General features: G+C 58.3%; 33 protein-coding genes. 10 read left to right on the top strand and 23 right to left on the bottom strand.

Going from position 1 to position 22,995, the window contains the following annotated elements:
• Positions 1-11 precede the first annotated feature (11 nt).
• The 4 genes from HQN78_RS23490 to HQN78_RS23505 all read left to right on the top strand — a co-directional run bounded on the left by HQN78_RS23490 (position 12) and on the right by HQN78_RS23505 (position 3,492).
• Positions 12-476 carry a flagella synthesis protein FlgN gene (locus tag HQN78_RS23490; RefSeq protein WP_235086675.1) on the top strand — a complete coding sequence of 155 codons (465 nt, stop codon included), beginning with the start codon at positions 12-14 and terminating at the stop codon, positions 474-476.
• A gap of 161 nt (positions 477-637) precedes the next feature.
• The gene (locus HQN78_RS23495) at positions 638-1,558 is read left to right on the top strand and encodes a CobD/CbiB family protein (protein WP_107800507.1); all 921 of its coding nucleotides are present in this window, start codon (positions 638-640) and stop codon (positions 1,556-1,558) included.
• Positions 1,559-1,673: 115 nt separating this feature from the next.
• A complete protein-coding gene (locus tag HQN78_RS23500; protein ID WP_227104872.1) occupies positions 1,674-3,011 on the top strand; it encodes a DEAD/DEAH box helicase in 1,338 nt (445 codons plus the stop codon).
• 121 nt (positions 3,012-3,132) lie between these two features.
• Positions 3,133-3,492 (top strand): hypothetical protein, encoded by a 360-nt coding sequence (locus HQN78_RS23505; protein ID WP_235086678.1) that lies wholly within the window; start codon positions 3,133-3,135, stop codon positions 3,490-3,492.
• Positions 3,493-3,541: 49 nt separating this feature from the next.
• Here HQN78_RS23505 and HQN78_RS23510 read toward each other — a convergent pair whose 3' ends face one another.
• From HQN78_RS23510 to HQN78_RS23555, 10 genes are all read right to left on the bottom strand, one after another.
• Positions 3,542-4,738, bottom strand: a complete 1,197-nt coding sequence (locus tag HQN78_RS23510) for a site-specific integrase (RefSeq protein WP_235086681.1) — start codon at positions 4,736-4,738, stop codon at positions 3,542-3,544.
• Positions 4,693-4,926, bottom strand: a complete 234-nt coding sequence (locus HQN78_RS23515) for a hypothetical protein (protein ID WP_043591267.1) — start codon at positions 4,924-4,926, stop codon at positions 4,693-4,695. Before HQN78_RS23515 ends, HQN78_RS23510 begins: the two co-directional genes overlap by 46 nt.
• 117 nt (positions 4,927-5,043) lie before the next feature.
• Positions 5,044-5,403 (bottom strand): hypothetical protein, encoded by a 360-nt coding sequence (locus HQN78_RS23520; protein ID WP_235086683.1) that lies wholly within the window; start codon positions 5,401-5,403, stop codon positions 5,044-5,046.
• A complete protein-coding gene (locus HQN78_RS23525; protein ID WP_235086685.1) occupies positions 5,400-5,687 on the bottom strand; it encodes a hypothetical protein in 288 nt (95 codons plus the stop codon). The genes HQN78_RS23520 and HQN78_RS23525 overlap by 4 nt, the downstream gene beginning before the upstream one ends.
• Positions 5,684-5,938 carry a hypothetical protein gene (locus tag HQN78_RS23530; protein ID WP_235086687.1) on the bottom strand — a complete coding sequence of 85 codons (255 nt, stop codon included), beginning with the start codon at positions 5,936-5,938 and terminating at the stop codon, positions 5,684-5,686. The genes HQN78_RS23525 and HQN78_RS23530 overlap by 4 nt, the downstream gene beginning before the upstream one ends.
• Before the next feature lie 13 nt (positions 5,939-5,951).
• On the bottom strand, positions 5,952-8,225 hold the full coding sequence (locus tag HQN78_RS23535) for a replication endonuclease (protein ID WP_235086689.1): 2,274 nt from the start codon (positions 8,223-8,225) through the stop codon (positions 5,952-5,954).
• Positions 8,222-8,599, bottom strand: coding sequence for a hypothetical protein (locus HQN78_RS23540; RefSeq protein WP_235086691.1), 378 nt, complete (start codon positions 8,597-8,599; stop codon positions 8,222-8,224). Before HQN78_RS23540 ends, HQN78_RS23535 begins: the two co-directional genes overlap by 4 nt.
• 10 nt (positions 8,600-8,609) lie before the next feature.
• The gene (locus tag HQN78_RS23545; protein WP_019102739.1) at positions 8,610-8,756 is read right to left on the bottom strand and encodes a hypothetical protein; all 147 of its coding nucleotides are present in this window, start codon (positions 8,754-8,756) and stop codon (positions 8,610-8,612) included.
• An 88-nt stretch (positions 8,757-8,844) separates the two neighbouring features.
• On the bottom strand, positions 8,845-9,069 hold the full coding sequence (locus tag HQN78_RS23550) for an ogr/Delta-like zinc finger family protein (RefSeq protein ID WP_235086694.1): 225 nt from the start codon (positions 9,067-9,069) through the stop codon (positions 8,845-8,847).
• 1 nt (position 9,070) lies between these two features.
• On the bottom strand, positions 9,071-9,517 hold the full coding sequence (locus HQN78_RS23555; protein WP_235086696.1) for a YmfL family putative regulatory protein: 447 nt from the start codon (positions 9,515-9,517) through the stop codon (positions 9,071-9,073).
• 63 nt (positions 9,518-9,580) lie between these two features.
• On the opposite strand from HQN78_RS23555, the gene HQN78_RS23560 reads away from it, so the two are divergent.
• Positions 9,581-9,850 (top strand): hypothetical protein, encoded by a 270-nt coding sequence (locus HQN78_RS23560; RefSeq protein ID WP_235086699.1) that lies wholly within the window; start codon positions 9,581-9,583, stop codon positions 9,848-9,850.
• Here HQN78_RS23560 and HQN78_RS23565 read toward each other — a convergent pair.
• Positions 9,847-10,023 (bottom strand): hypothetical protein, encoded by a 177-nt coding sequence (locus tag HQN78_RS23565; protein ID WP_235086701.1) that lies wholly within the window; start codon positions 10,021-10,023, stop codon positions 9,847-9,849. The genes HQN78_RS23560 and HQN78_RS23565 overlap by 4 nt on opposite strands.
• Positions 10,024-10,086: 63 nt before the next feature.
• Positions 10,087-10,302 carry a hypothetical protein gene (locus HQN78_RS23570; RefSeq protein WP_019102734.1) on the bottom strand — a complete coding sequence of 72 codons (216 nt, stop codon included), beginning with the start codon at positions 10,300-10,302 and terminating at the stop codon, positions 10,087-10,089.
• Positions 10,303-10,383: 81 nt separating this feature from the next.
• On the opposite strand from HQN78_RS23570, the gene HQN78_RS23575 reads away from it, so the two are divergent.
• From HQN78_RS23575 to HQN78_RS23585, 3 genes are all read left to right on the top strand, one after another.
• Entirely contained in the window at positions 10,384-10,698 is a 315-nt protein-coding gene (locus HQN78_RS23575; RefSeq protein WP_157222122.1) for a helix-turn-helix domain-containing protein, read from the top strand.
• A gap of 131 nt (positions 10,699-10,829) precedes the next feature.
• Positions 10,830-11,093: a helix-turn-helix domain-containing protein gene (locus HQN78_RS23580; protein WP_235086703.1), complete on the top strand. Its 264-nt coding sequence runs from the start codon at positions 10,830-10,832 to the stop codon at positions 11,091-11,093.
• Between the two features lie 89 nt (positions 11,094-11,182).
• Positions 11,183-12,238 (top strand): hypothetical protein, encoded by a 1,056-nt coding sequence (locus HQN78_RS23585; protein ID WP_235086706.1) that lies wholly within the window; start codon positions 11,183-11,185, stop codon positions 12,236-12,238.
• A 98-nt stretch (positions 12,239-12,336) separates the two neighbouring features.
• On the opposite strand, the gene HQN78_RS23590 is transcribed toward HQN78_RS23585, so the two are convergent.
• On the bottom strand, positions 12,337-13,083 hold the full coding sequence (locus tag HQN78_RS23590) for a hypothetical protein (RefSeq protein ID WP_235086708.1): 747 nt from the start codon (positions 13,081-13,083) through the stop codon (positions 12,337-12,339).
• A 145-nt stretch (positions 13,084-13,228) separates the two neighbouring features.
• On the opposite strand from HQN78_RS23590, the gene HQN78_RS23595 reads away from it, so the two are divergent.
• Positions 13,229-13,669 (top strand): hypothetical protein, encoded by a 441-nt coding sequence (locus HQN78_RS23595; RefSeq protein ID WP_235086710.1) that lies wholly within the window; start codon positions 13,229-13,231, stop codon positions 13,667-13,669.
• Between the two features lie 189 nt (positions 13,670-13,858).
• On the opposite strand, the gene HQN78_RS23600 is transcribed toward HQN78_RS23595, so the two are convergent.
• The 4 genes from HQN78_RS23600 to HQN78_RS23615 all read right to left on the bottom strand — a co-directional run bounded on the left by HQN78_RS23600 (position 13,859) and on the right by HQN78_RS23615 (position 17,982).
• Entirely contained in the window at positions 13,859-14,083 is a 225-nt protein-coding gene (locus HQN78_RS23600) for a hypothetical protein (RefSeq protein WP_235086712.1), read from the bottom strand.
• A 49-nt stretch (positions 14,084-14,132) separates the two neighbouring features.
• Entirely contained in the window at positions 14,133-15,578 is a 1,446-nt protein-coding gene (locus HQN78_RS23605; RefSeq protein ID WP_235086714.1) for a hypothetical protein, read from the bottom strand.
• A 713-nt stretch (positions 15,579-16,291) separates the two neighbouring features.
• Entirely contained in the window at positions 16,292-17,566 is a 1,275-nt protein-coding gene (locus HQN78_RS23610) for a Y-family DNA polymerase (protein ID WP_235086717.1), read from the bottom strand.
• Positions 17,563-17,982 (bottom strand): LexA family transcriptional regulator, encoded by a 420-nt coding sequence (locus tag HQN78_RS23615; RefSeq protein WP_235086719.1) that lies wholly within the window; start codon positions 17,980-17,982, stop codon positions 17,563-17,565. Before HQN78_RS23615 ends, HQN78_RS23610 begins: the two co-directional genes overlap by 4 nt.
• A gap of 251 nt (positions 17,983-18,233) precedes the next feature.
• On the opposite strand from HQN78_RS23615, the gene HQN78_RS23620 reads away from it, so the two are divergent.
• Entirely contained in the window at positions 18,234-18,641 is a 408-nt protein-coding gene (locus HQN78_RS23620; protein ID WP_235086722.1) for a hypothetical protein, read from the top strand.
• Between the two features lie 30 nt (positions 18,642-18,671).
• On the opposite strand, the gene HQN78_RS23625 is transcribed toward HQN78_RS23620, so the two are convergent.
• The 6 genes from HQN78_RS23625 to HQN78_RS23650 are packed head-to-tail and all read right to left on the bottom strand — an operon-like array spanning position 18,672 to position 22,995.
• On the bottom strand, positions 18,672-19,847 hold the full coding sequence (locus HQN78_RS23625) for a phage late control D family protein (protein ID WP_235086725.1): 1,176 nt from the start codon (positions 19,845-19,847) through the stop codon (positions 18,672-18,674).
• Positions 19,844-20,287 (bottom strand): phage tail protein, encoded by a 444-nt coding sequence (locus tag HQN78_RS23630; protein WP_235086728.1) that lies wholly within the window; start codon positions 20,285-20,287, stop codon positions 19,844-19,846. The genes HQN78_RS23625 and HQN78_RS23630 overlap by 4 nt, the downstream gene beginning before the upstream one ends.
• Positions 20,287-20,427: a hypothetical protein gene (locus tag HQN78_RS23635; RefSeq protein WP_235086731.1), complete on the bottom strand. Its 141-nt coding sequence runs from the start codon at positions 20,425-20,427 to the stop codon at positions 20,287-20,289. The genes HQN78_RS23630 and HQN78_RS23635 overlap by 1 nt, the downstream gene beginning before the upstream one ends.
• Positions 20,424-22,160, bottom strand: a complete 1,737-nt coding sequence (locus HQN78_RS23640) for a phage tail tape measure protein (protein ID WP_370646621.1) — start codon at positions 22,158-22,160, stop codon at positions 20,424-20,426. The genes HQN78_RS23635 and HQN78_RS23640 overlap by 4 nt, the downstream gene beginning before the upstream one ends.
• Positions 22,094-22,879: a hypothetical protein gene (locus HQN78_RS23645; RefSeq protein WP_235086733.1), complete on the bottom strand. Its 786-nt coding sequence runs from the start codon at positions 22,877-22,879 to the stop codon at positions 22,094-22,096. The genes HQN78_RS23640 and HQN78_RS23645 overlap by 67 nt, the downstream gene beginning before the upstream one ends.
• Positions 22,876-22,995: a GpE family phage tail protein gene (locus HQN78_RS23650; RefSeq protein ID WP_217806332.1), complete on the bottom strand. Its 120-nt coding sequence runs from the start codon at positions 22,993-22,995 to the stop codon at positions 22,876-22,878. Before HQN78_RS23650 ends, HQN78_RS23645 begins: the two co-directional genes overlap by 4 nt.

Genomic DNA, 22,995 nt, shown 5'->3' on the forward strand with positions numbered 1-22,995 from the left:
GAGAGTCAGGCATGAACGTTGTTGAAGAATTCTGCCAGCTGTGCCGGGCCGAGAGCGCTCTCGTCGCCCGGCTGATCGCATTGCTGGAGCAGGAACAGAAGGTGCTGGTGCAGGGCTTTGACGTTCAGTTGGACGCCCTGGCCGAGAGCAAGAGCGGCGTGTTGGACCTATTGGCCGTCAGCGCCGCCCAGCGCGGCGAATTGATGCAGCGGATTGGGGTGCAGGACAGCGAGACGGTTTACATCTGGCTGGCGGACAAGCCGGAGGCCAGCCTGGCCTGGACCGGGCTGGAAGAGGCGATCCAGCGAGCGCAGAGCATCAATCAGCTCAACGGCAGCTTCATCGATCAGCGCTTGTCGCTGGTGGAGGGCGCGCTGAACACCTTGAAGGACGCGGCAGCGTCCACCGTGGGCTACGACAAGGCCGGCCAATTGCCGGAACTGGCCGCCGGGCGACGCTTTCTCGGCTCCGCCTGAACGTTTGAAGCCGTTCCCGAGGGGCATGCAAGAGCGCCGTTGCGGCGCTCTTGGCGTTTCCGTCCGACGGTTTTAGAGTCTATTCTCAAGGAGCAGTGGGAATGCCCTGGCCTTTATGGTATCTTCCTCTCCGGGCCTGAGAAAACCACTATCCGGAACCAATGACCCTGATTTCCTTGATTATCGCTCTGGCACTGGAGCAGTTGCGGCCCTTGGGCAATCGCAATCGCGTCTGGCTGCTGTTCACCCGCTACGCCAATCATTTGGAACGCAATCTGAATGCCGGCTCCAACCGTCATGGCGTGTTGGCGTGGTCCTTGGCGATCGTGCCTGCGGTCTTGCTCAGCTTGCTGATCTATTACGCGCTGCACGCCTTGAGTCCGATTCTGGCGATGTTGTGGAATGTCCTGGTCTTGTATCTGACCATGGGTTTCCGCCATTTCTCCAGCGCGTTCTCCGAAATCTCCCAGGCTTTGGCCGAAGGGCGGGATCTGGACGCGCGCGCCTCCTTGGCGAACTGGACCGGACAGGGCACCGCGGAGCTGTCGGTTGAGGAAATTTCCCGGCTGGCGATCGAGCAGGGGGTGGTGGATAGTTACCGCCACGTGTTCGGCACCATGTTCTGGTTCGTGCTGTTGCCGGGTCCGGCCGGCGCGCTGTTGTACCGCCTCTGTTCTATGCTGAATCAGAAATGGGGCAACCGCGACGCGAACGAGGACCCGTTCGGCCGTTTCTCGGCCAGCGCCGCCGCTTGGCTGGACTGGATTCCGGTGCGTTTGACCGCCGCCAGCTTCGCCATCATGGGCGATTTCGAGGATGCGGTGTATTGCTGGCGCTCCCAGGCCAAAACATGGGGGAACTACGCTAATGGCATTTTGTTGGCTTCGGCTGCGGGTGCGATCGGCGTGAAATTGGGCGATCCGCTCAGACAGGATTACTCCATACGCTTCCGGCCCGAACTGGGCTTGGGCGACGAAGCGGACCCCAACTACCTGAAAAGCGCGGTTGGTCTGGTCTGGCGTTCCGCCTTGCTATGGTTGGCCGTAATCCTGCTGCTCAGCGTCGCAAGCCACATGGGCTGACGACCCAACGCCGCCGTTCGGGCGGCGTTGCCTTGTCCGTTCGTGTCATTTGAATACGGGGGCGTGTTGGCGCATGCGCGCAACAGGCCCCGCGAGTTTTGCAGGAGTGTTGTCCATGCTGTTTTCCGAACTCGGGTTGTCTCCCGAGATTCTGCGCGCCATCGAAGAACAGGGCTATTCCCAGCCCACCCCGATTCAGGAAAAGGCGATTCCTCTGGTCTTGTCCAGCCGCGATTTGCTGGCCGCCGCTCAAACCGGCACCGGCAAGACCGCGGCCTTCATGCTGCCCATTCTGGAGCGCCTGAAGAAATACGCCAACACTAGCGTATCGCCGGCGATGCATCCGCTGCGCGCCTTGGTGTTGTCGCCAACCCGCGAGTTGGCGGATCAGATCGGCGTCAACGTCAAGAGCTACACCAAATACCTGCCGCTGCGCGCCACTACGGTGTTCGGCGGGGTCAATATGGACCCGCAAACTCAGGAACTGCGCCGCGGCGTTGAAATCCTGATCGCCACGCCGGGCCGCCTGCTCGACCACATCCAGCAAAAAACCGTTCAATTGAACAAGGTGGAAGTGCTGGTGCTGGACGAAGGCGACCGCATGCTGGACATGGGCTTCATCCAGGACATCCGCAAGATCATGGGCATGCTGCCCAAAGAGCGTCAGACCCTGCTGTTCTCCGCCACTTTCGCGCCGGAGATCAAGCGGCTGGCCGCCGACTTCATGAAGTCGCCGCAAACGGTGGAGGTGGCGCGTCAGAACGCCACTAACGATCAGGTCGAGCAGATCGTTTACTCGGTGGACGCCTTCAAGAAGCGTCATCTGCTGACGCATCTGATCAAGTCCCGCGACATGAGCCAGGTCATCGTGTTCTGTAAGACCAAGCTCAGCGCCGACCGTCTGGCGCGCGAGTTGCAGCGCGACGGTCTGCAAGCCGAAGCCATTCACGGCGACAAGGCGCAGGGCGCGCGTCTGGAAACGCTGGCCTCGTTCAAGGAAGGCAAGCTGCGCGTGCTGGTGGCCACTGATGTCGCCGCCCGCGGTCTGGACGTGACGGAGCTGCCCTATGTGGTCAACTTCGAGCTGCCGAACGCCCCGGAAGACTATGTGCACCGGATTGGCCGCACCGGCCGCGCCGGCGCCAAGGGCGTGGCGATCTCTTTGATGTCTCCGGAAGAAACCCGCCAGCACGACTCTATCGAGAAGCTGACCAAGCAGACGCTGACGCCGCAGATCGTGGACGGCTTCCGTCCCTCCTGGCTGGCGCGCCCCAACGAGCGCGAACGCGAACGGGAGCGCCCGTCTGCGCCGCCCAAGCCGGAGGCTTCGGTTCTGGCCGGCTCCTCCGAGGGCGTGAAGAAGCCCTTGAACGGCCGCCGCAGCCGCAAGGCGAAGCGGGAAGTGCCGGCGCTGTTGCTGCCGCCGCGCTACAAGGTGGAAATCATTCGCTGATTTGGCGAACGAGCAAGGAACGGTCCCGAACGGGGCCGTTTTTTTATGGGCGTCGGCGGCACTTCCCGCCGGCCGCGGAGTCGGATGTCTGGGCGGTTTGCCCAAGGGCGAGGAGAGCGCGATGCGGGTGAAATGGCGGCATATCGGTGTGGGCGGCGCGATGTTGGGCGTTGGCGCGGCGGCGGGAGCGACGACGACGGCTTGGCCGGCGTCGAGAAAAACCGAAGCCAAACCCGCGCCGGTGTCGGTGATGCTGGAGGAGGCGCAGCGGCTGGAGCGTCTGCGCGCGCTGGTGAAACAGCATGCGATCCAATGCCATTGCTCGCTGTGCCTGGGGCTGGGCGCCGCCGAAGCGAATGGCGGAAGAGAACAGGAGTCGAACCTGCTATCCGCCCCCTGTAACCCAATATGGGCGCGGCTTTTGCCTTTTCGCACATTCGATTGTGCGACTGTTGTGCGAAAGCGTGACTTCAATTCGTGACCTCAAAACGGAGAAGCCCGCCATGTTGGCGGGCTTTCGTACATTTGGCTTATGCCTGCTTTGAGTCTGGTAATTGCCAGTCATTGACCGGCTGATACCCACCCTGCTTATCCGGGTCCGGTATCCACCGGCCGTAAGTCCTGATGACCATCTCGGTGTCCACGTGCCCCAGCTGATTTGACACCCACATGATATTTTCGCCGGCAGACAACAACATCGACGCATATGTGTGACGGGTCTGGTAGGCATTGCGTGCGCGGACACCCGCACGCTTGAGCACCGTTCCCCATTGCTGGTTGATTTGGTCCGGCAGCGTCCAGGGGGCTTTTGTGTACGGATTGATGAAAACGCGACCGTGGCCGGCGAACCGCTCACGATCCGTCAGGGTAAACCGCTTTTGCTCCAGCAGCGCCGCGCGCGCCGGCGGCAGCATCAGCACGTCTCGCTTGCCGGCATTGGTCTTGGTTCCCTTCTCGCGCTTGCGACTGATGGCACGGCGGACCTTGATAACGCCGTTCACAAAGTCGATATCCTCCCAGCGCAGCGCCATCAACTCGCCGGTGCGCAACCCGCTATAGATGGCGAACTGAAACTGATTTCTAAGTTGCCCCTCAGCTGTGGCCACCACTGCTGCAATCTCCCGGCGGTTGAGCGGGTCCACTTCATAATCTGTGCTGGCGGTTTCCTTGTTGACCAGCTTTTTCAGTATGACGCCGGCGAATGGGTTGCGCTCAATAAGCCCATCCGACAGCGCCTGCTCGACCACATGGCGCAGCGGTATTAGGTCGTTGCTGATGGTTTTGACTGTCACATTGCGCTCTACCACCCAATCGCGGATATCGGCGCCGATCAAGTCGGTGATCCGCTTGGCTCCAAACCTGGGTTTCAGCTTGAACTCAACCGACTTGCGGTATTCATTCCACGTACCGAATTCCAGCGTCTTTTCCGTCTGCGCAATCAGCTTGTCCAGCAGCTGGCCAACGGTGACGGAAGACACCGCATGGCCAAACAGGGCTGCGCGTTTCGAATTTGGGAAGTAGTCGGAGTAACGGAAGGTTTGACGCTCGATAGCGTTCAGGATTTCGGCGCGGAGGCGCTCGGCGTATCGAATATTTGCCGCGGTGGGGTCGAGTTTCAGCGTCTCCCGGCACTCGACCCCACGGAAGGAAAAAGCCACTTGCAGGCTTTTCCCCCTGATGTTTACGCCGCGTGGCGTGCTTTTGGTGCTCTGCTGCTCGCTGCCCATTCTTGAACCGCCTTGATGTTAACCCAGACCTTGCCGTCGCCGGCAATCCGCCACTCCACATTCTCGCGCCAGACGCCGCCACGCCGTTTGGCGCGCACCCCATCAGGCGTATCGCCCATGATTTCGCAGTAGCGCGCCTGCGGTAGCCATTCCAGATGAATTTTTACATTATCGCCGATTTCTATCATGTCTTGCTTCCTTGCACTGGCGGCCATAGGCGCGCGGCCTTGCCGGCTTATCAGAGAACGGCGCACCCCAGTTGATTGGGCTGGCCGCTCGCCTATGGCCGCGGTTGCGGCCGGGGTTTAGATGGGCTCCACCACCAAAGCGAGGCTGGCGCGCTCGTCGTCCAGGATCTGGAAGCAGTCGCGGCCCTGGCTGTCGCGGCCGTTTTGCACCAGCTGGCGTTCCAGGGTGTTGCGTACCAGGGCGATGACGTTGCCTTGCAGCTGCAACAGGTCAATCGGCAGGCGCAGCACGATGAACGGGACAGCGCCCGGGCCAGCCTCGGCAGAGGCGTCCAGCTCGATGTCGCGCAGGCGCCGGGCGATGCGTTCTGCGCGGTCGATGTTTTGTAGCTGGCCGTTTACCGTGTCCAGCTCGGCGCGGAATTTGCCGGTGGCGGCTTGCACCAGGCGGGTGTAGAGATTGGTTTGCACGTTCATTGCTGCTGCCCTCCGTTTGTGTCATCCGAATTCGCCACAGCCTCGCCGGCCAACCGCTGCCCCACCGTCGTTGCAGGCTGCGTGATATCAGCCTGCTGCGCGGCTTCCTGCCGTTCTTCAACTACTTTCCACACGTCGGGGTCCAGAGGAGTCCGGCTGTAAACGGATATCAGCCTTCCCTCTGCATCTCTCTTTGCCCAGCCTGTGGCCGCCTCATAGGGTCCGCAACCGTCCCACGTCAGCCTTACTGTTGCGCCATTCGGCCACTGATTTTTTTCAGTCATTTCCCTTGCTCCCATTCCTTCATCCACGATTTCACCAGCTCCGTTTGCTTGGCCACCAGCGCCTTGTGCTTAGCTTCCGCAGGTTCAAAAAACGTAGTCATCACCCAGCGCGCGCACTCTTCGTTACCCGCTTGCAAATGCCGGCATACTGAAAGCGCTTCTTCATTGCGAAACCGCTTCAGGCGATCCGCCTCTTGAAACATCGCTTCGTACAAATCGCTTCTATCCGGCCCATACACTTGCTGTTGCATGTTCCCTTCCTCCTCACTGGACCCGAGCGGTAAAGCGCCGCGCGCGGTCGATTGCGTTATTCAGCTGTCTGGCGATGGGCTTGCTGCTGCCACCCTCGGCGCGCCAGCGGGCGCCCGGCCGTGGCGCGTCCTGGCTTTGCAGCAGGGCGGCCACGCGGATTTCGTTGAGGTGTTCCAGGCCGGCCGCCGGCGCCATGCGCTTGAAGCGCTTGGTCAGGCGCTGGCTGGTCAGGCGCAGCACGGTGTCGGCGCGTTTCTGCTCGGCCTGGCGCTGGGCTTGCTGCACCCAGCCGTCGGCAAAGCGCATGAACTCGCTGATCTGCTGCTGGAACTGCCGCTGAGCGGCGTGGCCCCGCTGCTGGCGGGCGCGGTTTTCGGCCTCTGGCAGAAAGGCGTCGTCTTCCGGCCGCGTGCTCATGTAGATGTCCATCTCCGCCGCCTCGGCCGCGATGCGCTGGGCATCGCCCGGCTGGGCCGGAATTGGGGTGAATTTCGTTTCCGTAGAGTTATTGACACGAGTCCAAGGGGCGCTTTCGCGCCCTAAAACCTCAACCCCGCGCTTGATTTCCCAGGTGTGCATCCGAGTGACCGCGAGCTGCCCGCCGTCCACTTCAACAACACCAAACAGCCGCTTCTGCCCCGGCTCACCGTAGCGGTTGGTGGCCGGTGCGCTGTCCTTGGCCAGCCGCAGCGGCATGCTTTTACGACTGGCCTCATGACCGCCCATCACCTCAACGAAGCGGCCCCAATTTCCGGCGTCCGCCGCGGCGGCGGCGCGCATCAGCACGTCCTCGGCGTCGGCGTAGTCAATACGGCGCAGCTCGCGCCACACGCCCACCGGCGGCCCGCCCACCTGCTGGAACTGGCGAATGCCCCAGGTACTGGCCCAGGCGTCCACGCGCTGGGCGGTGATGGTGGCGTCGGTGGCGTAATCCTCGGCCAGCGTCACGCCGTCGTCACCATCCGGCCGGCCGCCAACGGCTTCATAGTCCTGGCCGATGGAAAACCCGTCCTGGCGGGTGCCATCCACGTTCTTGGCGATGTATTTGGCGATGTAGCCGGCAGCAGTGCCGCGACTCCAGTCGATGCGCTTGAAGTCGATGCGGGCCTTGATAGCCTTCCACACCCAGCGCGTGGCCTTGCCGTTCCAGAAGGCCTTTTCACAGCCGATAGCGTCCGCCAGCGCGGCCAGCGGCGCCTTGGCACCGGCGGCCTTTTGCTTACGCGCCATAGCCATGGCGTCAGTCTTCGTCAGCGCGTAGCGCAGCCCCAGCTCCTGACGGTTCTCGCGCACCGCGTGGCGCGCCACGATGCGGCGAAACTCGCGCACATGCTCAGGCTTCATGAAGAACAAGCCGTGATAGTGCGGAGTGCCGTCGTGATGCGGCTCCGCCACACGGAACCCAAAAATCTTGATGTCGGCGCGCGCCAGGCTGGCGCCAATGCGTGACCACACCCCGCCCAAGTAATCGCGGGTATCGGTGGGCGTGCTGACGCCGTCGTAATGCGGATTGCGCTGGCCGCTGGCCGCCACCCGCGGGTGGAAGCGCGACGGCGCGGTGAGGGTGATGAACTCGCCGGCCAGCTCCAGGCCAATGGCGATATGCTCGAAACCCGCGATGCGGCACATCAGCTCGGCGCGGCGGATGCGCGGATTACTCATGCCGGCGTCGGCCACGTCGGCCAGGCTGAACTCTTCGCCCAGTTCATTGATGGCGGTCAGCGCTTCCAGCAGCGCGCGGTTGCGGCGCTTCTGCTCGCGCCGGCGTGCCACCGCGTCATGACTTGCATACAGCGCGTGGCGCTTGTGCACCAGGCCCAGCGCGATTGACAGCGCCTCAGCCTTGCGCGCGTTCACACGGCGCAGGTTCCGGCGCCACCACAGCGAGCAGGCCAGTCGCAACTTGATGCCGCCGTCAGTGTCCGCGTTCGGCAGCGTAATGCCGTGCTCGCTGCAGAAGCGTTCCAGGTCTTCCATGCCGGCGCCGTCGCGGTGCAGCGCCTCGGCCTGGCTGGCCTTGGCCTTGGCGTATTCAACCAGCTGGCTTTCGCTTGCGCCCAGCTCCAGCGCCTTGGCCGGAAACTTGTTCACCAGCTCGCGCAAGTAATTGTTCGCTTCCGCCTCGCGGCCATCGTCCAGCACGCCCTTGCGGCCGGTGAGGTTGCGATTGCGGCGGCGCAGCCAGTTGCCGCGCACCGCGCGCTGCAAGTGGCGCGGAAAGTGGCCGATCTTGGCCAGCGCCCAACTGTCCGGCAGGTGGCTCAGTTCCGGCATCTTTGGCGTCATGCCGCTGCGTCCTGGCTGTGCGGCCGCGCTGCTGGCGCTTCCACATCTACCGCACCGGCGGCCAGCCGCGCGGCGGCGTGCTCGCTTTCCGCCAGCAGGGTTTCCAGCTGGTACCAAAGCTGCCCCATCTCCGCCATGCCCAGGCCCAGGCCGGCCAGCGGCAGGCGGTGCAAGGCGGACAGGCGGACGATCTGTTCGCGCACGCCGGCCATCACTTTCAGCCCATCCTGCACATCGGCGATGGCTTCCAGCTGCGCCAGCGTCAGCACCTTGGACTGCAAGGCGCGCACCGACTGCAAGTGCTGGACCGCGCGGCGGTCTTCCGCCTGGGTGGCCAGCCGCTGGCGGGCCTGTTGGAATGCGGCGTAGGACATGACGGTTTCCTCAGACGGGCAGAGTGAACTGGAGCACCACCAACAGCGCCAGCACCAGAGCGGCGGCGATGGCCTGGCCGTTGCCGGCCGGCTGGCGCAGCGGCGCGGTGTAGCAGCCGGTGCCGTTTTGGAAGCGGACGTAACGCAGCTTTTTCATGTGGTTCTCCAGTTTTTGGGCGTAAAAAGCCCCCTCGCGCCGCGCGGGTGCGAATTTTGCAAGGGGGAAACGGGGTTAAATCAGCTCGTCAGGCGAGGCCGGGCAGCTCCAGCTGCCTATCGTTAATCGGCGTTCTCAAGTCCAGGCGCTTGCGCTGGTGCTCAATGGCGCAGGCCTCGCTATAGGTTTTGAACGGCTTGCCGCAATGCTCGTAATCGCTGCACTGGTAGTAGGTTTCTCGCACCGTTTCCGTCAGCATCCGGCTGGTGCGCGCGTAAGAAACGCAGCCGCAGTATTTGCACGGGTACGCCATATCAGCTCCGGCAAAACAACTGAAAGGTCAGCTCGTTCATCTGCACCGTCTTGGCGCAGATATCGTGCTGGATGCGCTCCAGGCGCCGGCGTTCGCGGCCGTCCACCTCGCCGTCGCGGGTGGCCTCGCGCCACTCGCGCGCCAGCCGCGCCACGTCTTCCACCAGCTCCATGTACAGACTCTGGATTTCTTCGTTGTCCACTGGGCCCACGTCCGGCATGCGCACAAACACGCCGCCGCTGTCCATCGCCACCGCCTCGGCAAACAGCGTGGAGCCGTGGAAGGCCTGCATCTGCATCGCCTCATGCAGGCTCACCGCCTGGCCCTTGCGTTCGTAGACGCGGTTCTCCAGCGCGTCCTTGCTTAAGCCCATGGCCGCGGCCATGGCGGCCCAGCCGCCGGGCATGCCTTTGCACATCAGTTGGTAGCAGTTTCTCAGCGCGTCCATGGAGAGTTTTCCTTGCGTTCAATAACAGGCACTATGTCAATGCACTTTCAAAATGGAGGCGTTATGCGTCACAAATGCCTGCCGGATGTTGCTGTGCCGGACTACGACGAGAAAATCAGCAAGGCCATGAAAGCGGCGGCTTATGATGGCGGCGGCCACGATATGTTGATTGCTGTGGAGAACCATGAAGGCCGGGTTTACCGGGTGTTTGCCACTTCCGGTTTGTCTGAATACATCGGCGCGGTGGGCAAGTTTCAGCGCTTGGGCATGAAGGACAAGCTTGAAAACCGGCCCACCTCGTCCGAGGGCTACGATAGCCGTTTCCATTTCTAATCTTGCTCCCCGGACTCGGGGACGTGAGCAATGACCTCGTTCAGCGCAGCGTCCAGCTGCGCTTCGTTTTGGCATTTCGCCAAATACTTCACCACATAGCCCTGCTGCGGGGCTTGGCAGGGGTAGTGCTTGGTCAGATAGCGCTGGATGGCGGCGTGCTGCTGCTGGTACATGGCGGTCTCCACTGAATGATGGGCGGCTCTGTGGTTCTCAAGCGGCGGCGTATTGACTACTCTTCAAGCCTGGCTGCGGCGGCCGGCTTTCCAAGCGGCCAGGCCCAGCAGATAGATGTCGCGGGCCAGCTTGCTTTCGGAGTAACCGGTATCCGCGATGGCCTGATCGAACTCGCTGCGTTCGGCTTGCAGCAGGCGCATCTGCACCGGCTTGACCTTGGAAGTACCGCGCGGACCGTAAGCGCGGCGCGGGCGGGCTGTCTGTTCGGCGTTTTGCATGTGAGTTACACTCTCAAGAATGTGAGTTATGTGTAAATGTTACTCGCCTTTGCGTGTATGTCAACTATTGGACTCGTATCTGTGAGTATCGCTATCCGATTGCGCGAAGAAAGATCGCGCCTGAAGCTAACCCAGACCGAAGCTGCAAAAGCCGGTGGAATTGGTTTTACTGCATATCAAGGCTATGAACGCGGGGATCGCTGGCCCAATGGTGAATGCCTTGCGCTATGGGCTTCAGCTGGATTTGATGTGCTTTACATTTTGACTGCGCAGCGCAACAGCTCCGAACTCTCCTCTGAAGAGAGCGCCGTCCTTGCCTCTTTTGCCCAACTAGACGAACGTGGCAAGCACTTCATTTCTGACATGATCCAGGCCTACAACAAGGCCCACAGCTAGGCCTTGGCCAGGTGCAGGGGCTAGCTTTTCTCTTGTAAGCTTTTTGCTAATTTTGTGGGGTAGCGATGAAGTGTGAGGGGGCGATTTCAGCACGGCTGAAGCAAGAGCGTAGCCGACTGGGGATGATCCAGATGGAAGCCCATAAGGCCGCCGATGTTAGCTATGCGACCTACCTTGGCTATGAAAAAGGGACCAGCTTCCCTAACGCTGAAGTGCTAGCAAGGCTCTATGCTGCTGGCTTCGATGTCACCTACATCATCACCGGCAAGCGCGATGATTCGAAGCTCACGCCGGAAGCTCACGCCCTCTTGAACCAGTTCCAGCAACTGGACCCGCGCGGCCAGCGCCTGGCGCTGGGGGTGATGCAGCAGATCCATCAGAATCTTTCTGAATAGCGCGGGCTCGATTCTTTAAGCAACGCCCGGCATACCGCTGGGCGTTCTTATTTCATTTTCTATTTTGCTTTTCATTTTGAGAGCCAACTATGAGTCAACTCTGTTTCGATGCGAAGAAGATTTCGGCAGTGGGTTCGCCCAAAGAAGCACAAGAGTCTATGTTTGAGTTTTTGGAGCGGTGTCCTGATGCGAGATTTGACTCGGCTCGAAATAGTTTGATTGAACTTTTTAATAGGTATCCTGAATCTGAGAAAGCAGAAATGCTGACGCGCATTATGGCGCGAAATGATAGGCAGTTTAAATCGGCGGTATTTGAGTTGTTTTTGTATGGTGCATTGTCAGGTCAAGGTTTTACGTTGGAGCCTCACCCTTTGTTGAGTAATGGTAGTGAAAAGAAGCCGGATTTTTTAGTGACTGCTCCTAGTGGCGAATCTTTTTATTTAGAAGCCGTACTCGCCGGTGTCGATGGGGATGTTGATCCAATTAAGTTGGAAATGGTTTCTCAGTTTGTGAATAGGCTAAAAAAACAGCATCATGAACAATTTTCTTTGTTCTTGTTGGTGAAAAAACTGCCCTCTAGGCAACCAAGTGCAAATAAATTAATGGCTTTTATTAGGGATTGGTTTTGTAGTCTGGTTAATAAGGGAGTGACTGAGGAGGGGGCTGTTTTGGGAGAGATCGATTATAAGGATGGTGATTTTGAAGTTGAGCTAACAGCGACCTCCAAAAAAAATGAAGGATTGATCAATGGCTGGAGAGTTGATGGAGCACGATTTGTTAAGCCTGCATTTCCTGTGACGAAAGCTCTTAAAGCAAAGGCTGCAAAATATGGAGAATTAGATCGGCCATTTGTAATAGCAGTAAATTCAGATTGGTCTTGTTTTGATGGGGTTCAAGCAGAAGCAGCTCTATATGGTAGCTTGCAGGCTAGTTTTTTTGTAGGTGAAGAAGACATCAATGTCAGTCGTAAACCTGATGGTTTTTGGAGTGAAGGTCATTACTCCCGAGTCAGTGCAGTATGGCTGTTTGCTTCTCTGGATGTGTTTACATTGAATACCAGCCGACATGGGTTTTATACTAATGAGCATGCTGATTTTGTGTTAAATGAAGGTGTCGTGGCTGCTCGCTCTTCAGTTGGTCGCTAGCTTTTTTACATTGGCAAGATGCTTGGCACGTTTTTATTTTTAGCAATACCATCAAAGACGCCCGGAAAAGTTACCGGGCGTTTTGCATGTCCAGGGCCTTACTCTTTCGGCTCTACCGACAGAAAGATCATGCCCAGGGCGGGGACGGCGCTAAGTTCCACCGTCTTGCCGTCTCGTTCAAGCTTGACCGGCGTCGGCTCATCCCGATTTTTCTGCACGTTCTTGGTCAGCTTGCGCATCGCGCTGGTGAACCAATTGACCGCATTGTCCTTTTTGCCAGTCCACTCGGGATAGGTGTTGGCGAACATCGCCGCGGCCGTGACGGCGTTGAGCATCAGCGATGCATTGTCGTCATTCGGCACACCAAAGACCAGGGTGTAGCGGCTGAGGTTGTGGGGCTCGCCAATGGCTTCCAAGGTCATGATCTTGTTGATGGTCAAAATTTCCCGGCGTGTACCATCCCGCAGCGGCGAGTCTTCGCGCTTGGCAATCTCGATGTCGCCCACCAGTTTGGCGGTGGAGAGGCCCAGCGTTTTTTGCTGGGCAATCTTTTCGGGCGGCGGCGCGGGCTGAGCGGCCGGCTTGACCTCGGGCTTGGCTGCGGACGCCGCCGCCATCTGCTCGGCCTTGTTTTTGGCCTGAGCCTCCACCTTGGTTTCTGGCTTCGCGTCCGGCTCCGGCGCGAGGATGCCCACGGTCAGCAAGAAGGAGAGCACCGTGGCGATCCCGCTGAGCGACACGACCACCGCGCCATGATATTGCTTACCGCGCAGCCACTTGCTTAACAGCTTCCAGACCACCACGGCCACCACTATGGCCGCAATCAATATGAGCAAATTTTTCATCACGAAGGCATCTTGAAGTTCTTATCGGGCTGCCATTTTACCTCTTGAAACAAATTGACTCTATGTGAATAACATTTTGCACAATGATGGCTTAGCTCATAGTCATGCATTCACGTCAATGGCGCCACTCTTTGGGATGCCACCAATGAAAATTCAAGCGCTGCTCACGCTGACCGTATTGCCGCTTCTGGCTTCGGTTGCGGCCGCTCAGCCGCCGTGCACGAACATCAAGCCTGAAGATCCGCAAGTGAGCAAAGTGTCGGACGCCAAGCGGATCACCGCCATTTTGAAGACGATAGCGGTCAGCGGCCAAAGTCTGGACGAGCGGCTGGCCGGCCTTGACATCAAGGTGGAGCTGGCACGCTTTGGCAAGGTGACGCTGGAAGAAGTGCGCGGCAGCAATGGCCGCTTGAAAGCGGGGGATGTTTTTTACCAGTTCACCACCAGCGCCCCAGGCGATAGTGTGACGCGGCAATGTCCGATCTCCAGCTTGTTCTCATTGGTCAAACGTGGCGGAAAGTGGTTGCCACAGGAGAGGACTGGGAATTTTTTGCTAAACAACAAGTGTGTTGCACTATCCACGTAACTGTTACTTAGTTATGTCAGCATTAGTTGGTAAATTGCTTTAGGGAAGGGGACACAGCTGACTCATCTGCATCTTTCTGAAGTAGCGCGGACAAAACCCTAAAGGAAGCGCCCGGCAAGTGCCGGGCGCCTCCTTGTCATTCACGCCATGTAATCGTGGAGAGGCGATATTAGTTGTCATTAGTAATGATTAATGATCAACCAGTTCCTCATCGCCGAACAGCAATCGTAGGTGATCTGTCATATCTTGGTTGGTGCTTTGGATAGCCAACTCCAAGTTTTTTATAACAGTTTCATTGTCATTTTCTAAAGCCTGACGGTGTAGCTCTTCGAACTTCGCAGCGAAGAGTTCTAAGAGTTCGACTTCTTCGTCTGTAGCGGCTCGATGATCCTTGGTTTTCAGAAGGTTTTCCAATTGTTCATCTCCTTGCCTGTGTGGAGTGTACATGCTGGGAGTTCTACCATCATAGCCATTTTTCAGGATTGTCAACTTGGAGTGCCTCCACGCCCATAAGTTCGTATCTTCTTGTGTTGCATTCATCTGCAACTTTATTCATTGTGACTTGCTCGATGGCTGTCGTTGCTAGTGAAAGTACCAATCCATGGTGACCTTTGGGAAGCTCTATTGATTCAGTTTGTCCTCCTGGGCGTTGCCATAATGCAACAGATCGGCTTTTGTTTTGTTCCAGACTGTTCGATCTGTCGATCATCGCAACCGATGTTACACTAAGGACAGCAGAGCCGGGGTCTTCGGCCAGGACGCCGGCATACTTTGCTGACCATCGACCTTTGATCTGTGGCCCATCCATAAGAAGAGCAATTATCAGATTCGGACCAACTGCGCGTACTGTCGGCATTGCTGGATCGTTTCTAGCAAGGTCTTCACAGATTAGAACAGTTATGCATGAGTGTGGACTGACTGCATAAAAGGGGATTTTTCTTTTTGTAACATCTATGCTTTCCCACCAGTCTGTATTTGTATCCGCAGGAAAGCTAGAAAATCCATACCTTTTAATTTGACTAATATCTAGCTTCCATCGGTGATGTTTTGAGTGTTGCTTTTTTACAAGATAATCTTGTGGTTTTGGGTTGTTTGTTGTATTTGGTTTTTTAAAGAAAAAATAGGATGTTGCATTGTTGTATGATGTGTTTTTTTTGTCTGATTTAGATGCTGTACCTGTTATGAGTAGTCGAATAGAATGTTCTGAGCTATTGTTTTGCAATATTTTTTTTGCGAGCTCATCTGCGATAGACTCAGGTAGTGCACATTCGGGAAAGACTATACAGTCTATCTCGCAGTGATCCTTTGATTTTTTAATTAGAGGTAAGACTAATTTCTCATAAATTTCATTTGCTTGTTGCGCTTGATTCTTGAGAGGTGTTTCTTTTCCTTGTGTTTCTTTTTTCTTGGGAATCCAGCCTTGGTTTAGTTGGAAGTAGCCATATTTCTGACCATTGGATCCATGCTTTTCAGGCGGCGCTATTGGTGTGATCGCTTGTGCTGTGATTTTGTATGGAAATGGTATTAGTAAAATGTGTAAGTGCTCGTCGACAATATTTGCTAATGTATTCTCTTTTTTTTGTACATGGTGCCATGAGAATTCTATTTTTGGCTGCGCTTCTACAAGAGCTAGGTTATGGCTTAGAGAACGAAATGTATGCCCTACTTGGGCTGTTACCGATTTTGGAGTGACAATTGCTCTGTCTGTTGGAATTCTATGACAGAATGAATAGGGCGTTTGGTTGGGGAGTAAGTCCTTTAATGGATCAAGTTGTTCTTTTATTGTTTGGGGTAAATTCATCTGGCTAATGAATGCAAGTATATTAAATGGTGTTTTGATATGAAGATTCCATCCAATCCCCTCGCTGGCTTTGTCAGCGCATAAAAGCAAAAAAAATAATTCAAGCAATAGATCTATATCTTTGTCTAGAGTGATTATTTTTCGTAGTCTTCGTTTGTAAATTTTTTCCCAACTATTCTGAATTTCTACTGGTGGAGTGATTTTTTTATTCCACGCTACTGCTATTTCCCTGATTTTATCTGAAGAAAGTTTTTCTTTTTGGCTCTGAGAGAAGTCGGGTTGTAAAGTACTTATTTTGTCAATAATTGACCCTGCGAAAGCAAAAACATCCGTAGGCCATATTGGACAGTTTTTAAATTGTCCCTTGTGAAAGTTGTCTTGATTGATGATTTCGGGGGGACAGTACCTTTGGGGAATAAGAATTTATAATAATAGTTTATGTTCACGTTCTTTTTCCTTGTTTTGTACAATATTGAGGCATAATCGGGGAACGATGTTTTATACTAAATTTAATTCTTTAAGGATGGTTTGTTGCTGTTTTCTATAGGCCTTGTTTTTATCATCAACAGTTTTCTTGCTATAAATGTTGGTTCTCTGTGCGCCGAAAGAGAAAAAGTAAAGTCAGTGATTAAAGATGGAAAGAGCAACGCAACATGAGACGAGCTTGGATGTTGCTGCGATGGAGTTGACGTGCTCTATATCTAGAATGTGATGTTTTGACTCTATCTATTGTATGTCAATGGTATTGTGTTTGCACGGGGTAAAATCAAGGAAACCTCCGCTGATCGCTTCGGGCGTGTGCTCTACTGCGCAGGGCGTAATCAACGCACCACCAGCAGTTCATCCAGCCGAGTGGTATAGCGCGGCGATCTCACGTCCTGGCGCATCTGCCAGCGTTGCGTCATGTCTTCCGCCGCCAGCCGCAGTGTGCCCCGGCCAAACTGGCGGGTGATGGCGTCCATCGTCCGCATCAGTCGCTCGCGTCGTTGATCTGGTGGCGCCGCAAATAAGTCAGACTGCACCACGCCGCGCGGCCCGATCTCCATCAGCACAATCCCCGCCTTGTGATACAGATAGCCTGGCCGGTAGATGGCGCGCAGCCCGGCCAGCGCCGCGCGCGTGATTTCCAATGTGTCGCCGCTGGCCCGCACAAGCGGCACCACGATATAGGGTCGATACTGGGCGACGTCCGAAAACGGGCTTGTGTTGATGCTGACGCCCACCATCCGCGCCGTGCTGCCCTGGGCGCGCAGCTTCTCCGCTGCCCGCGCGGCGTGGTGTGAGATTGACGCGATCAAGGTGTTCAGGTCGCGCACCTTTTTCGAGAATGACCGACTGGCGATGATTTGCTGTTTGCTGGGCGCCACGTCCTCAAGCTCGATACAGCAGACGCCGTTCAGCTCCTGCACTGTCCGCTCGACAACGACGCTGAACTGCCGCTTGATACGCCGCGCATCAGCCCGTTTCAGGTCCAGTACGCTGCGGATGTTCATTTCCTGTAGCTGCTCGGACAGCCGGCGGCCAATGCCCCACACATCCCCCACCTCAATCTGCGCCATCATCTGATCGGCCTCCGCCGGCGTGACGAAGTCCCATTCGAACACGCCATTCCACTTTGCTTGCTTCTTGGCAATTCGGTTGGCCAACTTGGCCAGGGTTTTGGTTGGACCCATCCCGACGCAGGTAGGGATGCCGACGCGACTCAGCACGGCCTCGCGCATCCGATGCCCGTGGCGGTCCAGGTCCGGCATGCCGGTCATATCGAGGAAACACTCGTCGATGCTGTAGACCTCCTGCTCGGCCGCAAACTCCGCCAGCACGCGCATCATGCGCCGGCTCATGTCTCCGTAAAGTGCGTAGTTGCTGGAGAACACGGCCACGCCATGCTTTTTGCAGACGTCCGCGATCTCAAAAAAAGGACCGAACATGCGCAGGCCTGGCAGCGCTTTGGCTTCCGCAGACGCCGCCACCACGCAACCGTCGTTGTTGGACAAGACCACGATCGGCTTGCCGATCAGATTCGGCCGGAATACGCGCTCGCAACTGGCGTACATGCTGTTGCCGTCCACCAGCGCGAACAGGGTCTTGGTGTTCATCGCCGGAATTTCTTTACCGCGCCGGTCACCACGCCCCAGACCTGCAGCTCCTGACCCGGGTGCAGCGTGATAGGCGGGTACGCCGGGTTCTCGGCGATCAGCGCGCAGCGGCCGCCGCGGCTGTGCAGTCGCTTGACGGTGAACTCGCCGTCTATGACCGCAATGACGATATCGCCGTGATGCGCGGCCAGGCCTTTGTCCACCACCAACAGATCTCCTTCATCGATGCCGGCGCCGTGCATGGAGTCGCCACGGACGCGGACAAGAAAGGTGGCGGCCGGGTCGTCGATCAGATAGCTGTCCAGACTGATGGCGTCGTCGAGGTAGTCGTCAGCCGGCGACGGGAAGCCGGCACACACCGGGGCGCCGGCCACGGGCAGCGGCAGACCGCCCGGCCGGATGCAGTGAATTGTCATGGTGAGGCTTGGTGTAATTGAATATGTACAAATTCAAATTACACCATGGCAGAGGGATATCCAAGGGCGGTATTGCGCTTTACTCAGCGCGGTTTGCCCGGGCGCGGCTTTGTCCCGGATGGGATGGGGAAGGGGTTGTGTAGCCATCCAAAAATGACAGGAAATGTCATTTGATTTTCTTGCCGTTTTGGAGAATAGTTTTTGAATTAAAAGGGTGATGAATTTAATTTGATATATGAGGCTGCAAATATATGACCAATCGTGCAGAACCAACACATGGTTTTAAAAAAAATCATATGAGTGATAGTATTGCTAATGTTGATATATTAATAGAAATACATAAAGCTAGAAATCGCGGAAAACGCTATGGTCAAGACGATTTTATATATAAGAATTCAGTATGCGCTCGTAATAGTATGGGAGGGAATTTTCTTGTAGAAATAGCCAAATACTCTTGGACGTATTTTGAGAAAAATAGCAATGACGCTTATTTGGTAGTTAAATATTTTCCTATTGCTACAACAAGGGCGATAGAAAACCCTGACAAATCTATTTCTTATGAATTAGATGCGCGTTCAAACAATGTAGTGATATATGCCGAGGTACAAATAGCTTATAAGTCCACAATATATGAATTATATCACTTGGAGTCTGCCTAAAGTGAATTTGACTATTAATGCTGAGTCTGACTACTTTACCTCATCCAGCTTCATCTCCAGCTCCAGCTGGCAGGTATAGCCGCCATCGTTCAAGGTGTGGGTGATTTTGTTGATCACCCATTCTGTGGCGTCGATGGCCGGCTTGAAGCCCTGCACCTTGGCCGGCAGCTCGGCGAACAGCTCCGGCCGGCCGTAGGCCAGGTTGATGCTGAACTCGGCGGCGCCGCGCTGCAGCTTTTCCCACGCCGCCTTCGCGCCTTGCAGCGCGGTGGCTTCGCTGGCGTAGATGTGGCGCAGCACTTTGACGTTGCCGGCGCTGGGCTCCACGCCTTTTTGCTGAATGGCGGTCAGTTTTTTGCGCTTGGTCTTGCGCCCCAGCTTTGTGACGGTGGCGCGGCGTTCGAAGCGGGTGTTTTTGTCGACGATGATTTCGCCGCGCTTGGCGCGGTTCAGATCCTGCCATTGCGCTTTGACGGCGGTGTAGGCGTTGCGGTCGGCGATGTTGAAGCGGTGACTGTCGCCGCTGGCGCGGGTGAGGGTGCAGACCGGGAAGGGCTTGCCGCTGACGGTTTCGGCGTCGCCGGCTTTGCAGAACACCAGGCGGCCGTTTTTCACCGTGGCCACGGCGTCGTGTTCGCGCGCAAGCCGGTGCAGCAGCTGGGCGTCGCTTTCGTTGCGCTGGTCCAGCTGCTCAACGCGGCGCTTGGCCAGCCAGTCCGGTATTGCCGGCTGCAGCTGGTTGGCGGCGGCGATGGCGCGGACGATGGCGCCGAGCGTGGTCTTGCTCCAGCTCTTTTCGCGCTTGGCGGCGATGCCTTCGCGCAGGTCGGTTGAACGCGCGCGCAGGGTCAGAATGTCCGGCGTGCCGCTGTGCTCCACCTCGTCGACGGTGTAGCTGCCCTTGTCGATCAGGCCGCTATGCCGCCAGCCCAGCGCCACGGCGATGACGGCGCCGCGGCCGGGCAGCTCCAGCATGCCGTCGCCGTCGTCCAGCACGATGTCGAGCTGGTCGGCGTCGAAGCCGCGGTTGTCGGTCAGCGTCAACGCCACCAGCCGCCGGCGCAGCGCGCTGTCCAGCGGCTTGCCGTTGAGCGTGAGCCGCCAGGCCGGCGTCGGCGCGCCGTTGAGGCCGGCGAAGTCGGCGAGGCTGTCCAGGCCTTGCTGGGCGATGCCCTGGCCGGCGGCCATGAGCTTGTCCAGGCTCAAAACGCCAACTCCATCACCGCGCGGCTGAGGTTGCCGAGCAGGTCCAGCATGCTGCCGTCGACGCGCTGCAGGGTCAGGGTGAAGTCGATCTCGCGCGCCTTGCCGTCGCTGAAGAATTCGCGGCGGGTCAGGTCCAGCTTTTCGATGACGTAGAAGCCGTAAATCATGCCGGTGCCCTCGATCAGCGGCCAGGCCAGCGCCTGATCGGCCATCAGCTTGAGCAGGGCCAGCGAGCTGTCGCCGCCGGTCAGCTCCGGCAGCAGTTTACCGGACAGGGTGATGGGTTCTTCCTCCGGCCCGGTGTACTGGCGGCCGGGCGCGGCGCCGACGCGGGGGTTGCCCGGCCAGCGCCAGCCGTATTGCTGTTTCATTTCCTGATAGGGCAGGGTGCTGCGGGTGAACACGAACAGCCCTAGCGCCATCATCGGCAGGCCTAGCATTAGTCGATGTCTCCAAATTTGCTGCGCAGGCGGGCCTGGGCGTCGCGCTGGGCTTTTTCCAGCTCCTGACGCACCAGCCGCGCCAGCGCGCGTTCGTCCATGCCGGGCGCGGCATGGATGGTGATCGGGGCGTTGATCATGATGGGGCGGCGGCGGCCATGACCGGCCGCGCCAGCGGCGGGCGGGTATCGAGCTGGCCGGCCAGCGCCGGCCCGGCGCCGAGCATGACGCCGGCGCCGAGGGCGGTCAGCTTGCCGGTGGCCTGGCGCAGCGCGGCCAGCGGGCCGCCCTGATTCTGGACGATGCCTTGCTCCAGCCCGGCCATGGTGTAGCCGCCGATGCCGGCGAACACGCGGGACGGCGAGTGGATGTCCAGCTTGTTGCGCAGCCACTCCGGCAGCATGTCGCCGACGCCGAGGATGGCGTCTTTGACCCAGCCCAGCCCGCTTTTGATGCCGCTGACCAGGCCTTGCATGATCATGCTGCCGAAGCCGGTAAAGCGGTTTGGCAGCTCCACACCGAACCAGCCCATCACCGCGGCGAAGGCGCGATAGAACAGCCCCAGCGGTGACCAGTTGAGGATCAGCGCGGCAATGCCGGCGACGCCGCCGCTGAACGCCATAACGATTTCCGCCCAGATGTCGGCGAAGAAGGCCTTGATCGGCTCCCAGTAGAGATAGATCAGCGTGGCGGCGGCGGCGATGGCGGTGATGGCGAGGCCAATCGGAGTGAACATCATCATGCGGCCGACGAAACCGACGACTTTCAGCACCGTCATCAGCGCCGGGCCTACCCGGCCGAGGACGCCCAGGCCGCTGCTGAGGGTGGCCATGAACATGGACAGGCCGAAGCGCGCCAGCATGAAGGGGCCGGCGACGGCCGCCGCGGCGATCAGCAGCCCGCCCAGCGCGGTGAGCACCACGGCGACGACGGCGGCGATTTTCATCAGCGTGGCCACCAGCTGCGGGTTTTCCCGCGCCCAGGCGCCGGTTTTCTCGGATAGGTCGGCGATCCATTCCGCGGCGGCCTTCAACTCCGGCGAGATGGATTCGCCAAACTTCACCATGGCGTTGGTGAAGGTGCCGCTGGCGGCGTCCCACAGGTTCTTGAGGGTGCCGAGCTGTTGGTTGACGCGTTCCTGCAGGCTGGCCTGTTCCGCCAAGTTCTTTACCACATCGTCGTAGCCGCCTTGGCCCTTCTCGATGATCTTGGAAAGAACCTCATTGGTTTCCTTGTCGTCGCCAAAAATGTCTTTCAGCACCGCCAGGCGGTTGACGGTGTCCAGCTTCTGCAGCTTGGCCAGCTGCTTCATCAGATTGTCCAGGCCGCCGAACTCGCCCTTGCCATTGGTGAAGTCCAGCCCCAGGCTTATCTTTTTCTTCTTGAGCAGTGACTTCTCCACTTTTTTGATCTTGTCGACGTTCAGCCCCGCCGCGATGACTTTGCGGATGGCGTTGCCGGCGGACTCTCCACGCATGCCGGCTTGGTCCATCATCACGACGAAGGGCGCGAAGGCCTTGGCGCCCTCCAGGCCCTTGACCTTGATCATGTCCATGGCCGCGCCCAAACCCTTGTAGGCTTCCAGCATGTTGCCGGAGTCGACGCCGGCGTAGAAGCCGCGCTGGATCATGTCCACCAGCCCCATCATGTCTTTTTCGCTGGTGCGGGTGGCGTCTTGCAGCTTGGCGGTGAATTCCGCGGCTTCCGTCGGCGCCATCTTCAGTTGCACGCCCAGGTAGGCGGTGGCCTCGCCCAAGCCGCCCAACACGGACTTGGCGCTCATGCCCTGGCGCTGCAGCATCGTCATCATGTCCTGAAAGTCCGCCGTTGTGCCTGGCAGACGGTCGCCCAGCTTTTCGGCCAGCCGGTTGATTTGCTCGTATTCGGGGGCACGACGCCGCCTGCGCGCATCATGGCGCCCTTCAACTGGGTTGCCGAGTCTTCCGCTTCCGCATAGGCCGCTACCGGCTTCATCACCGCCGCGCCGGTGGCCACGCCGCCGGCCATGGAGGCCACGCCAACGCCGGCCACCTTGTCGCGCACTTCTTTTGCCCGGCCGTAGCGGCCGCGGATGTCGTTCAGCCGCTGTTGGTGGCGGCTGACTTTTTCCAGCTGCTCGCGCTGTCGTTTCAGCGCCTCGCTGGTGCCGTCGATCTTGCCCTTGAGTGCGGCTTCCGCGCTGCCCAGCTGCGCGACCTTGACGCCGGCTTCGCTCAGCTTGGCGCGCAGCGGGGCCAGGTCGCGGGTTTGGCGCTGCACTTGAGTGGTGAGGCTGTGCACGCTTTCGTTGGCCTTGGTGAAGGCCTTGCGGAATGTGGCGGTCTGCTCCTCGCCGGCGCGCATCTGGTCGCGCATGGCGCGCACGCGCTGCTGCGCCTGGTCCAGCTTGGCGCGGGTGTCCTGCAGCGCGGCGGTCTGCTTTTTGTAGCCGCTGATATTGGACTGGGTCCGCTCCAGCGCCTTCAGTTGCTCGCGGGAGTGTTTGACCGCCTGGGCCAGCTCCTTGCTGCCGGCCATTGCGTCGCGCAGCGGGCGGCTCAGTTTGTCCACGCCCGCCAGCAGCACTTCCAGCTTCATCCGGGTATCGCTCATGTGTCCTCGTTGCCGCTGCGCAGGCGGGCGTGTTCGCGCCAATCGGCCAGTTCGGCCAGGCTCATATGCTCAAACGCCGACGGCGGCCAATGGAACACGACCGCGACGTCGGCGAT

The sequence above is a fragment of the Chromobacterium sp. Beijing genome (genome assembly GCF_021496765.1).
Taxonomy (GTDB): Bacteria; Pseudomonadota; Gammaproteobacteria; order Burkholderiales; family Chromobacteriaceae; genus Chromobacterium.

What these genes read in the sequence shown, in the direction of transcription:
- HQN78_RS23510 (WP_235086681.1), bottom strand. Translation starts at nt 4,738, where the DNA reads ATGGGCAGCGAGCAGCAGAGCACCAAAAGCACGCCACGCGGCGTAAAC.
- HQN78_RS23560 (WP_235086699.1), top strand. Translation starts at nt 9,581, where the DNA reads ATGCGTCACAAATGCCTGCCGGATGTTGCTGTGCCGGACTACGACGAG.
- HQN78_RS23615 (WP_235086719.1), bottom strand. Translation starts at nt 17,982, where the DNA reads ATGACAATTCACTGCATCCGGCCGGGCGGTCTGCCGCTGCCCGTGGCC.
- HQN78_RS23550 (WP_235086694.1), bottom strand. Translation starts at nt 9,069, where the DNA reads ATGGCGTACCCGTGCAAATACTGCGGCTGCGTTTCTTACGCGCGCACC.
- HQN78_RS23490 (WP_235086675.1), top strand. Translation starts at nt 12, where the DNA reads ATGAACGTTGTTGAAGAATTCTGCCAGCTGTGCCGGGCCGAGAGCGCT.
- HQN78_RS23495 (WP_107800507.1), top strand. Translation starts at nt 638, where the DNA reads ATGACCCTGATTTCCTTGATTATCGCTCTGGCACTGGAGCAGTTGCGG.
- HQN78_RS23570 (WP_019102734.1), bottom strand. Translation starts at nt 10,302, where the DNA reads ATGCAAAACGCCGAACAGACAGCCCGCCCGCGCCGCGCTTACGGTCCG.
- HQN78_RS23630 (WP_235086728.1), bottom strand. Translation starts at nt 20,287, where the DNA reads ATGCTAGGCCTGCCGATGATGGCGCTAGGGCTGTTCGTGTTCACCCGC.
- HQN78_RS23595 (WP_235086710.1), top strand. Translation starts at nt 13,229, where the DNA reads ATGAAAATTCAAGCGCTGCTCACGCTGACCGTATTGCCGCTTCTGGCT.
- HQN78_RS23565 (WP_235086701.1), bottom strand. Translation starts at nt 10,023, where the DNA reads ATGTACCAGCAGCAGCACGCCGCCATCCAGCGCTATCTGACCAAGCAC.
- HQN78_RS23545 (WP_019102739.1), bottom strand. Translation starts at nt 8,756, where the DNA reads ATGAAAAAGCTGCGTTACGTCCGCTTCCAAAACGGCACCGGCTGCTAC.
- HQN78_RS23520 (WP_235086683.1), bottom strand. Translation starts at nt 5,403, where the DNA reads ATGAACGTGCAAACCAATCTCTACACCCGCCTGGTGCAAGCCGCCACC.
- HQN78_RS23585 (WP_235086706.1), top strand. Translation starts at nt 11,183, where the DNA reads ATGAGTCAACTCTGTTTCGATGCGAAGAAGATTTCGGCAGTGGGTTCG.
- HQN78_RS23610 (WP_235086717.1), bottom strand. Translation starts at nt 17,566, where the DNA reads ATGAACACCAAGACCCTGTTCGCGCTGGTGGACGGCAACAGCATGTAC.
- HQN78_RS23555 (WP_235086696.1), bottom strand. Translation starts at nt 9,517, where the DNA reads ATGGACGCGCTGAGAAACTGCTACCAACTGATGTGCAAAGGCATGCCC.
- HQN78_RS23580 (WP_235086703.1), top strand. Translation starts at nt 10,830, where the DNA reads ATGGAAGCCCATAAGGCCGCCGATGTTAGCTATGCGACCTACCTTGGC.
- HQN78_RS23620 (WP_235086722.1), top strand. Translation starts at nt 18,234, where the DNA reads ATGACCAATCGTGCAGAACCAACACATGGTTTTAAAAAAAATCATATG.
- HQN78_RS23515 (WP_043591267.1), bottom strand. Translation starts at nt 4,926, where the DNA reads ATGATAGAAATCGGCGATAATGTAAAAATTCATCTGGAATGGCTACCG.
- HQN78_RS23525 (WP_235086685.1), bottom strand. Translation starts at nt 5,687, where the DNA reads ATGACTGAAAAAAATCAGTGGCCGAATGGCGCAACAGTAAGGCTGACG.
- HQN78_RS23530 (WP_235086687.1), bottom strand. Translation starts at nt 5,938, where the DNA reads ATGCAACAGCAAGTGTATGGGCCGGATAGAAGCGATTTGTACGAAGCG.
- HQN78_RS23505 (WP_235086678.1), top strand. Translation starts at nt 3,133, where the DNA reads ATGCGGGTGAAATGGCGGCATATCGGTGTGGGCGGCGCGATGTTGGGC.
- HQN78_RS23590 (WP_235086708.1), bottom strand. Translation starts at nt 13,083, where the DNA reads ATGAAAAATTTGCTCATATTGATTGCGGCCATAGTGGTGGCCGTGGTG.
- HQN78_RS23535 (WP_235086689.1), bottom strand. Translation starts at nt 8,225, where the DNA reads ATGACGCCAAAGATGCCGGAACTGAGCCACCTGCCGGACAGTTGGGCG.
- HQN78_RS23500 (WP_227104872.1), top strand. Translation starts at nt 1,674, where the DNA reads ATGCTGTTTTCCGAACTCGGGTTGTCTCCCGAGATTCTGCGCGCCATC.
- HQN78_RS23635 (WP_235086731.1), bottom strand. Translation starts at nt 20,427, where the DNA reads ATGATCAACGCCCCGATCACCATCCATGCCGCGCCCGGCATGGACGAA.
- HQN78_RS23540 (WP_235086691.1), bottom strand. Translation starts at nt 8,599, where the DNA reads ATGTCCTACGCCGCATTCCAACAGGCCCGCCAGCGGCTGGCCACCCAG.
- HQN78_RS23645 (WP_235086733.1), bottom strand. Translation starts at nt 22,879, where the DNA reads ATGAGCGATACCCGGATGAAGCTGGAAGTGCTGCTGGCGGGCGTGGAC.